Raw genomic sequence first — 12,804 nt, forward strand, 5'->3', positions numbered from 1 at the left:
GGTCAGGCAATAGGTTTCACCATGTTCGCTGTTACCCCTTCTCTCCGCCGCGCCCTTTTGGGGATCGTGCTCCTTGCTCCCGTCACGCATGCCGATGCGGCGGATTGGACCATAGACAAGGCCCATAGCACACTCGGCTTTTCCGGCACCCAGACCGGAACAAAGTTTCAAGGCCATTTTACCCGTTACGATGGCAGCATCCATTTCGATCCCGACCATCCCGAAACGGGGCATGCCCTGATCACCATAGATATGGCGAGCGCCACGACCGGCGATCGGCAGCGCGACGAGGCTCTTCCTGGCGGCGATTGGTTCAATACCAAGACCTTTCCCAAGGCGACCTTCGAGATCAAAAGTTTTCGGCCTATAAACGGCAATAATTTTGAAGCGCTGGGTACGTTGACTCTGCGTGGCATCAGCCATGAAGCGACCCTGCCCTTCGCGCTAGACATTACGGGCGATGCCGCTCACGCCAAGGGCCATCTTGAACTCGTCCGCACCGCTTTCGGTGTCGGTCAGGGCACCTGGGCCTCGGGCCAATGGGTCGCGCTGGAAGTCGGCGTCGATGTCGATCTCATCGCGCGGCAATCTCCTTAAAAACCCCTCAGGGCAAGGATTCGACCTTGCCATCCGAGGGCAGTGGCTTCGCCCAGGGCGCGGTCGCGAAACATTTGGCGAGATAATCCAACAAAACCGTCACCCGCGCCGGGCGCAAGAGACCCGGTGGGGTCACGAGATGAATGGCGACGGGCGCCACATGCCATTCCGGCAGAACCTGCTCCAGACGACCGTCCGCCAATTCCCGCCAGACCATGAATTCCGGCAAAAGGGCCATGCCGAGCCCCGCCAGCAGGACTGGCAAAAAGGCTTCTCCATTATTGGCAGAAAGACGCGCGGGTGGCGTCACCATATAGTCGCCCTCAGTCGGGTGGCGTAATCGCCACAGGCCGGATGTGTTTGTATAGGCAAAAGTCTGATGGCGTTCGAGATCACGCGGATGTTTCGGACGGCCATGCTGATCGAGATAGGCGGGCGACGCGATAACCCAGCGGATTAATCGTGCAAAGGCGGCGCGCCCGCAAGGAAGAATCCGACAGCGACGCGATGCGCAAAGCCACATCATAACCGCCACCGATCAGATCGATCAGCGCATCGCTGAAATCGACATTGATCTCCACTTCTGGATAGAGGGCGAGAAAAGCCGGCAGGACCGGCGCCAGATGGGTGATGCCGAACGTCATTGGCGCCGCAAGCCGCACGAGCCCTCGCGGACGCACCGTCTGCTCCCGTGCCTCGGCCTCCGCCGCTTCACCCTCCGCCAGGATTCGATTGGCATGATCAAGCGCCCCTCGACCTGTCTCGGTCAATGAAAGCTGCCGCGAACTGCGGTGCAGAAGCGGCGCGCCGATACGGTCCTCGAGGCGCGTGATCGCCTTCGAGACCGTGGGTTTGGAAAGCTGAAGTTCTTCCGCCGCGCGGGCAAAGGAACCGGTTTCCACCACTTTGGCGAAAACGGCCCAGGCTTCGAGATCCGGCAAACGCGTCATGTCAAATTCGGCATCGATAGGTTTCCACCATTTCTATTTTAGAAACGCCACCTCTGCTCTATCTCTTGGTTCAGGAAAAACCAAGAGCATGTTTCACGAAAAGACGATCGAAACGTGCGGGAGATCCAAAATGATTGACATCAGATCCTTTGCAAGCCTCGGCGGCGCTGATCACGGTTGGCTCAAAGCCAAACATCATTTTTCCTTCGCTGATTATTATGATCCGGCACGCGTCCATTGGGGAGAATTGCGTGTGTGGAACGATGACACGATCGCGCCCAATACAGGCTTTCCTCCGCATCCGCATCGCGACATGGAAATCATTACCTATGTCCGCAAGGGCGCCATCACGCATGAAGATAGTCTCGGCAATAAGGGCCGGACGGAGGCGGGCGACGTGCAGGTCATGTCGGCCGGCACCGGAATCCTGCACAGCGAATATAATCGCGAGACGGAGCCGACCCAGATTTTCCAGCTCTGGATCATGCCAAGTGAACGCGGTTTCGCCCCGCGCTGGGGCTCGCGGCCCTTTCCCAAGGGGGATCGTGCGGGACGTTTGGTGACGCTGGCTTCCGGCTACGAGAATGACGCCGAGGCTCTTCCGATCCACGCGGATGCCCGTGTGCTCGGGGCGACCCTGAAAGCCGGCCAGGAGATCGATTATCCGCTTGGGTCTGAACGTTTCGCCTATCTGGTGCCCGCTGTGGGCGCGGTGGAAATCGAGGGCACGCGCGTTAGTGCTCGGGACGGCGCTGCCATCAGCAAAATCGAGACCTTGCGCGTCAAGGCCTTGGAGGATGCTGAAATCGTCCTGGTTGACGCGGCGGCCTAACCTCGCCTCCGTGTCCGAAATGTAAAATGAGTCAAGTATAAGGGGCGGTTGTCAGAGGACCGCCTCTCACTTTGAACCCATTCCGCGAAAGTCATGCCCGAGAGTGACACCCATGAATCGCGATGAAATCCTGACCGCTGCCTCGATGCCCGCCTTTGGCCCCAGCTATCCCAAAGGTCCCTATCGGTTCATCAACCGTGAATATATGATCATCAGCTATGAAAGCGATCCGGATGCCATTAGAGCTGCTGTCCCGGAACCGCTCGTACCGGCCAGTAATGTAATCACTTACGAATGGATGCGCATGCCAGACAGCTCCGGCTTCGGCGATTATACCGAGACCGGCACTGTAATCCCCTGCCTGCTGGATGGACAGCCTGTCAGCTTCACCGTTCAAATGTATCTCGACGATGAAGCGCCGATCGCCGCCGGACGGGAGATTTGGGGTTTTCCGAAGAAACATGCCCAACCCAAGCTCGAACTCGTAACGGACACATTGACGGGGACCCTCTATTACGCCAACGAACGTGTCGCTTTAGGCACGATGGTCTATAAGCAACAGACCCTTGACGAAGCAACAGCCTTGCGCGCCCTTGGCAAAGATCAAGTCTGTCTCAAGCTGATCCCCGATGTCGATGGCAAGCCCAAGATCGCGCAGCTCGTGAAATTCGCGATGACCGACATTGCCTTCAAGGGCGCTTGGCAAGGTCCGGCACGTCTGCATCTCATTCCCCATGTCAATGCGCCCGTTGCCGATCTTCCCGTCTTGCGCACCCGTGGCGGCATCCATCTCCTTGCCGATATGACTCTGCCTTATGGCAAGGTTGTCCATGATTATCTGGAGATATGATCAATCGATCAAGCAATTCCCTCAAGAACCGTTTCTTGAGGGAATTTCCTTGTTATAAAACATCATGCGAGAAATTGTTTCTCGTGATGGCCAATGTCGAGCTCGTAACCATTCAGCATTTGGTGCCAATAGAGAAGCGGCATGATTGTGGTCTTGAGAAACCAGGCAAAACGGCTCGGCACACGCGGATCGAAGGGAAAGCTCGGCGCGACCTTGCCGCCATAGAGAAATTCCGCCAGGACGATCTTGCCATAGGCAACAGTGAGCGGACAGGCCCCATAGCCATCATAGGTTTTCGGCAATGACTTGCCCTCGAGCAACGCCAAAAGATTAGCGGTGACGACAGGCACTTGCATACGCACGGCGGCAGCCGTTTTGGCATTGGTCGTGCCAAGCGCATCCCCTATCCCAAAAATATTGGCAAAACGCGTATGCCGCAGGGTGCCGGGATCGACATCGATCCAGCCAGCCGCATTGACAAGTGCGCTATCGCGCACGGCGTCAATGGGAGCTTGCGGCGGCACGACATGCAGCATGTCGAAGGCGATGGTTTTTTCCGTGCTCTTTCCGTCCTTGTCCACCACGGCGAAGGTCGCCTTCTTGCTGGCGCCATCGACCGCGATAAGATTGTGTTTGAAATTCAGCTTAATACCATATTCGTCTACCTTTTTTTGCAGCGGCGGCACGAAGAATGGCACGCCGAACAAGACATCGCCCGCAAGACAGAATTCCAGATTGGCACCTGCAAGACGATTATGCCGGCGCAGATAATCCGCCGTCAGATAGAGGGCCTTTTGCGGAGCGCCCGCGCATTTGATCGGCATCGGCGGCTGCGTGAACACAGCCGTGCCACCGGAGAACGTCTTCACGCATTCATGGGTATAGGGCGCGGTCTCAAAGCTGTAATTGCTGCACACGCCATTGCGGCCGAGCGTTTGCGTCAGGCCCTCGATCTTGGCCCAATCCAGTTTGAGACCGGGACAAGCCACAAGATAATCGTAAACCACGACGCGCCCGTCGGCGAGCCGCACCCGGTTCGTCTCCGGTAGAAAAGCCGAAGCGGCTGTCTTGAGCCAGCGCACACCCTTGGGAATGAGCCCCGCCTCCTGCCGTTCTGTTGCAGCGGAGGACATGACCCCGGCGCCGACAAGGGTCCAACCAGGCTGATAAAAATGGCGCTCTGAGGGCTCGACAAGAGCAATATCGAGTTCCGGCCGCCGGCGTTTCAGCGAAGCCGCCACGCTGATTCCACCAGCCCCGCCCCCAATGATGAGAATTTGGCAACGAAGAGCGGGCTCGGATGTTTCAAGCCCAGCGGGGCTTTGCGATGCGTTGTCCATAATCACTCCTGACCGGTCTGGCTTTTCCATCTGACTTTTCCATGCCGATGACGCATGAAATAATACTTGCTAATTTTCATATAATAGAATATTTAATTGTTAATTGAAAGCGGCAAGATCCTTTAGGCCTGCCCTTAAAAATGAGTAGGCACAGGCGTCGCCCATCGAGAGAAAGAGTTTTCCTTGAGCGAGACGATCCGAGAGAAATCATTAGAGAAACCCCAAGACCGCCGCACCGCGCAGCCGCTGCTTCTCGGCAGCCAGGCCCCGCTCTTCGTCGCGCGCACCACAATGGGCGAACGGGCCCTGGCTCATTATCGTGGCCGCTGGCTCGTCCTGTTCTCGCATCCCGCCGATTTCACGCCTGTCTGCACGAGCGAATTCATCGCATTTGCCAAAGCTTATCAACGCTTCCAAGCCTTGGACTGTGATCTTCTTGGACTTTCCGTCGACAGCCTGTTCTCCCATATCGCCTGGGTCCGTTCGATCAAGCAGCGCTTCGGCGTTGAAATCCCATTCCCCGTGATCGAGGACCCATCCATGGCGATCGCCAGCGCCTATGGAATGATCCATGCCGATGCTGCCGACAGTTCCACGGTCAGGGCCTCGTTCATCATCGATCCCGATGGGGTGATCCGTCTCATCCTTTGGTACCCCATGAGCATTGGCCGCTCTGTCGAGGAGATCCTGCGCGTCGTCGAGGCCTTGCAGGTTTCAGATAGCGCCGCTGTTTCCACGCCCGAGGGATGGCACCCGGGTGATCCGGTCATCGAGACCCCACCGCTCGATGTCGAAGCGATTGGCGCTGACAATGCCGCGCTCGATCATGAACGGGACCAAGAACTCGGTACCGATTGGTATTATCGTCTTCGCAAGCTGTGAGAGGCCATCATGCACACTCCCCTCGCCTTACACGACACACTTCCTGCTTCAGCCGATAAACCACTCGTCGAAGCCTTTTATGATTCTGCGACCGGCAGCATTCAATATGTCGTTGTCTGTCCCGTCACGCGCGCCTGCGCCATTATCGATCCGGTCTTGGACTTCGACGAAAAATCCGGTTCGATCGCCACCAGAAACGCTGATGCGATCCTCGATTACATCCGCAAACAGGGGCTACAGGTCGCCTGGATTCTCGATACACATCCGCATGCTGATCATTTCTCGGCCTCCTTCTATCTCAAGACACAGACCGGCGCCCCCATGGGTATTGGCGATCATGTCACGGCTGTTCAGTCTTTGTGGAGAGACATTTACAATTGGCCGGACTTTCCCGCTGACGGTTCGCAATGGGACAGATTGTTCAAGTCGGGCGACTCGTTTCAGATCGGCAATCTCGAGGTAAATGTCATTTTATCGCCAGGTCATACACCGGCCTCGATCACTTATCTGATCGGCAATGCCGTCTTTGTGCATGATACCCTGTTCATGCCGGATTCCGGCACGGCCCGCGCCGATTTTCCCGGCGGCAACGCCGCCTTGCTCTGGCAATCGATCCAAACGCTTCTCACACTGCCAGACGAGACCCGTGTCTTTACAGGACATGATTATCCACCGGTGGGACGCCAGGCGAGCTGGGAAAGCACGATTGGCGAGCAGAAACGCCACAATATTCACGTGACAGGGAAAACTGAAAGCGATTTCATTGCCCTGCGCCATAAACGTGACAGCGGCCTGCCCCTGCCACACCTGCTCCTGCCTGCGCTTCAGGTGAATATCAATGCGGGTCAATTGCCGCCACCTGAAGACAATCAAAGGCATTATTTGAAAATTCCGATCGGAGCCTTCCCCGGCGCGGTTTGGTAAATCGGGAGGAATGTTATGGACCTTTCCTCTTTGTCACGATCTCAGGCCGAGGTGGCGAGCGAGCTTTTCAAAAGTCTCTCCAACCCCAATCGCCTGCAGATCGTCGCAGCACTGGCGCTCGGCGAGCATCCCGTCGGCGATCTCGAAACCATGCTCGGCATCAAACAGCCGACCTTGTCGCAGCAATTGGCTGAACTCCGGGACGCAGGCTTCGTCGAGTCCCGGCGCGAAGCAAAACAGGTTTTCTACCGCCTCGGCGACAAGCGCCTTCTCGCCTTGCTGCATGCCCTGCCGGGCATTTTGCAGGGCGAGATCCCGCTCAAACATGAGGCTTTCATGAAGGAACAAAGGCTTACTGGCACCGCCGCCGCCATGTTCGCGCGGGTCGAGCCACCCCCTTCGTAAAAAAACTCGATCCCCTTCACCAACTTTCCTTTGAGCCCTGAGAGAGCATGATCATGCTAAGGGACACGCTTGCCCTTTTGTCCGGGGCCCTGTCTGGATTCTCGCTTGGTGTCGTCGGTGGCGGCGGGTCGGTTCTGGCCACGCCTTTGCTGCTTTATCTCGTCGGCCTCGCTCCCGCCCATGTCGCCATCGGAACCGGCGCCGTTGCTGTTTCAGTCAATGCCTATGTCAGCTTTTTCAGCCAGATCGGCTCCGGCCGCATTCGTTGGCGCGCGGCCGTTCTCTTCGCTCTGATCGGCACAATCGGCGCTTTCATTGGCTCGACGCTCGGCAAATCGCTCAATGGCGACAAAATCATTTTTCTTTTCGGCTTCGCCATGGTCGGCATCGGTCTCACCATGCTGCGGCCGATCCATGCCGAAAAGATGGATGCCGATGCGGATACACGTTTTTCGACAATCATCCTCGCCGCTCTCGCCGTTGGCCTGGCCGCTGGCTTTTTCGGCATTGGTGGCGGCGTCCTCGTTGTTCCAGGACTCGTGTTGGCGACCGGCATGCCGATGATCAACGCGGTTGCCACTTCGCTGCTTGCGGTCGGCACCTTCGGCCTGACAACGGCCATCAATTATGCCGTCTCGGGCCTCATCGACTGGCGCATTGCCCTAGAGTTCATATTGGGCGGCATCATGGGGGGCTTTTTGGGCGTCAAAGCCGCCTATTTCCTCTCCCGCTACAAGGGGGCTCTCAACAAAGCGTTCTCGCTGCTGATCTTCAGCGTGGCCGCCTATGTCTTGTTTCGCAGCGGTCAAAGCCTGGTGAATGTACAATAGGAAAATGTGTATCCCTTTATGAGAGAGCCCGTCCTCAAAAAAGGATCATCTGCTCCCACCTCCCAAATGGGAGGTGGGAAATACCGTCGAGGGATAGTCATCCTTCGGCTCATTCAGCCTGAACGCTGTCCCTTCACCCTGTAAATCGATTGTTTTTTGGAAAACCGCGCGGTGGCAGGCGACCGGCCTCACCGCGCTGACCGATCCAGTCGGCCAAATCGGCTTTGGCAAGATGAAAACTGCGGCCGGCGGCGTCTTGCCACGAAAGGCCAGCGTCGATGAAAATGACCTTGGCATCGCTCACGCCGCCATCCTTGTATTTCTGCAGGCGCACACCCTTGCCACGCGTCATTTCCGCTATTTGTACCAGCGGGAAAATCAGTAATTTCCGGTTCTCGCCGATAATCGCAAGATGATCGCCCGCTGCCGGCACTATATGGCTCAGTTTCGCCGGAGCGTCACAATTGAGGACCTGCTTGCCCTTGCGGGTCGTACCGATCAGATCATCCTGGCCGACGATGAAACCACGCCCATCGGACGCGGTCAGCAACAGTTTGGCGCCGGTCTCATAGGGGATAATGGAGGTCACCTCCTCGCCCTCGCCAAGATCGACCATCAGACGCAAAGGCTCGCCATGTCCGCGTCCACCGGGCAGTTTCGAAGCTTCCAGCGTAAAAACCTTGCCATCGCTCGCAAACAACAGGATTTTGGACGTCGTCTCGGCAAAGAACTGAAAGGCAAGCTGATCATCGCCCTTGAATGTAAGGGTCGAAAGATCGGCAACATGGCCTTTGAGGGCGCGTATCCATCCCTTTTCGGAAACGACAATGGTGACAGGCTCGCGCTCGATCAGGGCCGTGGCGACATCCACTGCGCCGACATCCGGCACGTTTCCGAATGTTGTGCGCCGCCGTCCAAGCGGCGTGGCCTCGCCATAACGTTTCTTCAGGTCGCGGATTTGAGAGGAAATCTCTTTCCACTGCTTGCTTTCGCTGGCCAGCAGACCCTCGATCTCGCTCTTTTCCTTTTCTAGATTTTCATATTCACGCCGCAGTTCCATTTCTTCCAAGCGGCGCAGGCTGCGCAGACGCGTGTCGAGAATGTAATTGGCCTGTATGTCGCTCAGCGTGAACGTGGCCTTCAAAACCTCTTTGGGTTCATCCTCCTCACGGATGATGCGGATGACTTCATCGAGATTGAGGAAGACGATCAGCATGCCAGCCAGGACTTCAAGCCGGCGTTCAATCTCGGCCAGGCGATGGCGCGAGCGGCGTAACAGAACCTCGCGCCGATGATCGAGCCATTGCCGCAGAGCCTCGTCCAAGGAGACGACGCGCGGCACGACACCATCGACAAGCACATTCATATTGACAGGGAATCGCGTTTCGAGCTCGGTGAGCTTGAACAGAGATTCCATCAAAAGCTCGGGCTCGACCGCCCGGCTTTTGGGTTCAATAACGATGCGGACATCTTCGGCCGATTCATCGCGTATGTCACCGACGAGCGGCAATTTCTTGTCGTTGAGCAGTTCGGCCAGCTTTTCGATGAGCCGCGACTTCTGCACCATATAGGGGATTTCAGTCACGACGATCACATAGGTGCCGCGTGTGCCCTCCTCCCGCTCCCAGCGGGCGCGCAAGCGAAAGGCGCCGCGCCCGGTGCGATAGGTCTCGGCGATCGATTCAGGCGAATCGACCAATATGCCGCCGGTCGGGAAATCCGGCCCGCGCACGAAAGTCAGCAATTGATCGCTTGTCGCGTCTCTATGCGAAATGAGATAGAGCGCCGCGTCGCAAAGCTCGGAGAGATTATGCGGCGGGATCGAGGTCGCCATGCCGACCGCAATGCCTTGCGCGCCATTGGCAAGGAGATTGGGGAGAGCGGCCGGCAAGACGATCGGCTCTTTCTGATCGCCCGAATAATTTTCGCGAAAATCGATCGCATCTTCGTCGATCCCCTCGAGCAGAAGCCGAGCGATTTCCGTCATGCGCGCTTCGGTATAGCGATAAGCGGCAGCCGAATCACCATCGATATTGCCGAAGTTACCCTGGCCATCGACAAGGGGATAACGCGAGGAGAAATCCTGTGCGAGCCGCACCAAGGCGTCATAGATCGCCTGATCGCCATGCGGATGGAAGGAACCCATCACGTCACCGACGATTTTCGCGCATTTTTTGAAAGCCGTGCCCGGATCGAGCCGTAGGATCTGCATGCCGTAAAGAATGCGGCGATGAACAGGCTTCAAGCCGTCGCGCGCGTCAGGTAGCGCGCGCCCGGTGATGGTCGAAAGCGCGTAAGCGAGATAGCGCTCTTCGAGCGCTTCGCGCAGATTGACAAGATCGGTGCCGCCTGTTGGCGGCGGAGCAATGGGAGCGGCGGGAGTTTTGGCCATACGGCAGGCCTAACCGAGGGATGCACGCAAGGCAAGTTCTCACTTTGTTCTTTTTGAGCGTTGGACCATGCTAAACAAGCCTTGATGGGCTATCCCCCCACAAAGACGTGCCTCTCTGCGCAGCTTGAAGACCTTGCACAGAGAGGCGATATCCCGGTGCTCCGCGCGAACACGACGTCCTCATGCACACGACACATGCGGCGCATAGACATAGACAGACAGAAGATGAATCATTTTATGGGCGCGTTGAGCTGCTGTCTCAATGCCATAACGAGAGAGGCGAGATCGCGATCCTCCGGAGACAATTGCGCAAGTTGCTCGGCATAGCGAAGCGCCATTGGAATGTCTCCGGCGTTTCGAGAGAAAGTGACCGCCGCTGACAAAAGTCCATGGTCATTGGGATGCCGCGCCAAAGCTGTCTTGACAGTGCCGAGCGCTTCATCGCCGCGATCCATCCCATGCAATGCGACCGCATAGACATAGGCAAATCGGGCTTGATCGGGGGCAAGTTCCGCCGCCTGACGAAGCTCGGTGAGCGCCTCATTCTGGCGCTTCAGGCGTACCAGCGTCAGCCCCAGCGCATGATGAACGCCTGCATCCTTCGGCGAGGCTGCAATGGCTTCCCGCAGCACCGCCTCTCCTGCAGTTTCGCGCCCAAGATGCCGATAAAGGTCGGCGAGATTGATTGCTGCCGTCGTATAGGCTGCGCTGAGGTGCAAAGCAGCCCTATATTCGATTTCCGCTTCAGGAAAGCGATTGCGCTGGACAAGGAAGCTGGCGAGCATGCTGCGAGCCTCGGGCCGATCGTCATTCAAACGCTGTGCGGCAATGAATTCAGCAGCAGCGCGCTCGAAACGCTCGCGGTCGGCAGGCGGCTGGCTCGCCGTCGGCACCGAGGCCAGCAGTGCGGCGGCCCTTATCCGCACACCCAAGCTCTCATCGGAAAGAAGCGTTGAAACGAGAGGCCAGATTTGAAGTCCGGGCAGGCCTTGCAGCATATCGAGCGCCGCAATCCGCACTGTCGGATCTGGATCGCTGAGGCCATTTCTGGCCAGGACAAAATTCGATGGCGTGACGTGTCCACCAAGCTCGGTCAAAGCACTCGCTCGGGCAAGGGCCGGTGCACCACGATCTCCGGCGACGGCAGCAAGCCGGACTGCCGCATCCGGCATGTCAGTCCATGAGGAATGGAAAGCAGCAGCATAATTTTGGAACCCTTTGCGGTCGGGTCCATACCATTGCTCGATCGCCGACGCTGCCCATTCGGGCGGTTTACCAGTATGACAACCATTGCAAGCGTTCGGCGTGCCGAGCTTTGCGGACAGATCCGGTCTCGGAATTCGGAAACTGTGATCATGCCGCTGGTCGATGACCATATAGGTTCGCTGTGGCATATGACATGATGTGCAGGCAAGCGCGGGCGTTGCCCCGTCATAATGATGATGATGATGCGCCACGGTTTCATATCGGTCAGTGGCATGACATTGCAGGCAGACGCCGTTGCCAGGAATCCGGAGTTTCGCGCCATGCGGCTCATGACAATCGCTGCATGTGACGCCCGCCGCGAACATCTTGCTCTGCTTGAACGCCCCATAATTATAAACCTCATCACGCATCTGCCCGTCGGCCTCAAAGAGGCCACGGCTAAGCAGGGAGACCCCATGCGTGTCAGAAAGCCATCGGCCAGGCACCCAGTCTTCAGAAAATGCGCTGCGTCGCGCGTGACAGAGGCCGCAGGTCTCAACTTCCTTGCGCAAGGTCGCAGGTGCAGCGCTCCGGCGAGGTAGACCAGTCGCGGGATCGGGTGACCACGTCACGCCAGCTCGCTCGTCAAAGCTCACCAGAAACCCTTTGGTCGGGTCATTCTGTTTTGCAAACGGCCACCAGCTTTGCTTTTCTCGCGCCCAGGTAACATGGCGAGAGCCCTGGCCATGGCACGCCTCGCAACCGACGCTGATCTCGGCAAAATGCGTGGCAAAGCGATCATGCACAGCGTCATAATTCTTGTGCACATCTGTCGAATGGCATTCGGCGCACATGAAGTTCCAGTTCTGATTCAACTTGGTCCAATGCAGAACATCGTCATGTCGGATCCCTTCGTCTGGATAGAGATGGAACCAGCGCTGGCCGCCCTTCTCTTCCGGCCGCGTATCCCACGCGATCGACAAAGCCTGGAGCCGTCCATCGGGAAATTCCACGAGATATTGCTGCAGCGGGTCGATGCCGAAGGTATATTTGACTTCAAAAGTCGCAAGCTTTCCATCAGGCCCATCGGTTTCGACGAGAAACTTGTCGTCCTTGTGAAAGAAGCGCGAATGTATCCCGAAATAATCGAAGCTCGCATTGGCGAAATCGCCGAGCACTGTCGCGTCAGTCGCATGCGCCATAGCATGTTGGTGCTGCGACATCTTCCAGGATTGCGCCTCCGTCTGGTGGCAGGTGGCGCAAGTCTCACTGCCGACGAAAGTGAGCGCTGTCAGGAGCCCTGGTGTGAGGCCCTGATCCGTACCGCCCGGACTTTTGAAATATTGAAAAGCGAGGCCGCAGATCGCAACGAGCAAAGCGGACAGGACCACGCCGATCCAGACCATGCGCTTCGTGAGCACGCCGACGGCCGCGCTGGGCGGTGGTATTTCCTTGGACGATGATATCGGCTCAACAACCGATCGCCTGCGGCGTGCTGCTCTCGTTGAAGATTGACCTTGCCTGCGCCCCAAGATCACGGCCTCCTAAGCAGCCTTGCCCTCATTATGCCAAAGCCCGCTCAAGCATTGGCTGAGCGGGCTTTGTGGTGGTTCCTTC

11 protein-coding genes and 1 pseudogene are annotated in these 12,804 nt (G+C 57.4%); 7 read left to right on the forward strand and 5 right to left on the reverse strand.

Annotation, left to right across the window (positions count from 1 at the left end; all coding sequences use genetic code 11):
* Positions 1-21: 21 nt before the first annotated feature.
* On the forward strand, positions 22-597 hold the full coding sequence (locus tag BIND_RS09795) for a YceI family protein (RefSeq protein ID WP_012384916.1): 576 nt from the start codon (positions 22-24) through the stop codon (positions 595-597).
* Positions 598-604: 7 nt separating this feature from the next.
* On the opposite strand, the gene BIND_RS22255 is transcribed toward BIND_RS09795, so the two are convergent.
* Positions 605-1,090: a LysR substrate-binding domain-containing protein gene (locus tag BIND_RS22255; protein ID WP_341872322.1), complete on the reverse strand. Its 486-nt coding sequence runs from the start codon at positions 1,088-1,090 to the stop codon at positions 605-607.
* The gene (locus tag BIND_RS22260) at positions 990-1,547 is read right to left on the reverse strand and encodes a LysR family transcriptional regulator (protein ID WP_341872302.1); all 558 of its coding nucleotides are present in this window, start codon (positions 1,545-1,547) and stop codon (positions 990-992) included. Before BIND_RS22260 ends, BIND_RS22255 begins: the two co-directional genes overlap by 101 nt.
* A gap of 130 nt (positions 1,548-1,677) precedes the next feature.
* Here BIND_RS22260 and BIND_RS09805 point away from each other — a divergent pair, with 130 nt between their 5' ends.
* Both BIND_RS09805 and BIND_RS09810 read left to right on the forward strand, forming a co-directional pair.
* The gene (locus BIND_RS09805) at positions 1,678-2,379 is read left to right on the forward strand and encodes a pirin family protein (RefSeq protein ID WP_012384917.1); all 702 of its coding nucleotides are present in this window, start codon (positions 1,678-1,680) and stop codon (positions 2,377-2,379) included.
* A gap of 112 nt (positions 2,380-2,491) precedes the next feature.
* On the forward strand, positions 2,492-3,229 hold the full coding sequence (locus tag BIND_RS09810; protein WP_012384918.1) for an acetoacetate decarboxylase: 738 nt from the start codon (positions 2,492-2,494) through the stop codon (positions 3,227-3,229).
* Positions 3,230-3,291: 62 nt separating this feature from the next.
* Here BIND_RS09810 and BIND_RS09815 read toward each other — a convergent pair whose 3' ends face one another.
* Positions 3,292-4,569 (reverse strand): NAD(P)/FAD-dependent oxidoreductase, encoded by a 1,278-nt coding sequence (locus BIND_RS09815; protein WP_012384919.1) that lies wholly within the window; start codon positions 4,567-4,569, stop codon positions 3,292-3,294.
* Between the two features lie 183 nt (positions 4,570-4,752).
* Here BIND_RS09815 and BIND_RS09820 point away from each other — a divergent pair, with 183 nt between their 5' ends.
* From BIND_RS09820 to BIND_RS09835, 4 genes and pseudogenes are all read left to right on the forward strand, one after another.
* Positions 4,753-5,451: a peroxiredoxin gene (locus BIND_RS09820; RefSeq protein ID WP_012384920.1), complete on the forward strand. Its 699-nt coding sequence runs from the start codon at positions 4,753-4,755 to the stop codon at positions 5,449-5,451.
* Between the two features lie 9 nt (positions 5,452-5,460).
* Positions 5,461-6,375: an MBL fold metallo-hydrolase gene (locus BIND_RS09825; protein ID WP_012384921.1), complete on the forward strand. Its 915-nt coding sequence runs from the start codon at positions 5,461-5,463 to the stop codon at positions 6,373-6,375.
* Positions 6,376-6,390: 15 nt separating this feature from the next.
* Positions 6,391-6,675: pseudogene (locus BIND_RS09830) on the forward strand (ArsR/SmtB family transcription factor); the annotation flags it as partial.
* Between the two features lie 152 nt (positions 6,676-6,827).
* Complete coding sequence (locus BIND_RS09835; protein ID WP_012384923.1) at positions 6,828-7,610, forward strand: sulfite exporter TauE/SafE family protein; 783 nt, start codon at positions 6,828-6,830, stop codon at positions 7,608-7,610.
* A gap of 133 nt (positions 7,611-7,743) precedes the next feature.
* Here the strand turns inward: BIND_RS09835 and parC are convergent, their stop codons facing one another.
* Positions 7,744-10,002, reverse strand: coding sequence for a DNA topoisomerase IV subunit A (gene parC / locus BIND_RS09840; RefSeq protein ID WP_012384924.1), 2,259 nt, complete (start codon positions 10,000-10,002; stop codon positions 7,744-7,746).
* 230 nt (positions 10,003-10,232) lie between these two features.
* The gene (locus BIND_RS09845) at positions 10,233-12,593 is read right to left on the reverse strand and encodes a tetratricopeptide repeat protein (protein ID WP_148210608.1); all 2,361 of its coding nucleotides are present in this window, start codon (positions 12,591-12,593) and stop codon (positions 10,233-10,235) included.
* Positions 12,594-12,804 lie beyond the last annotated feature (211 nt).

Origin of the sequence: Beijerinckia indica subsp. indica ATCC 9039 (assembly GCF_000019845.1) — a bacterium.
Taxonomy (GTDB): Bacteria; Pseudomonadota; Alphaproteobacteria; order Rhizobiales; family Beijerinckiaceae; genus Beijerinckia; species Beijerinckia indica.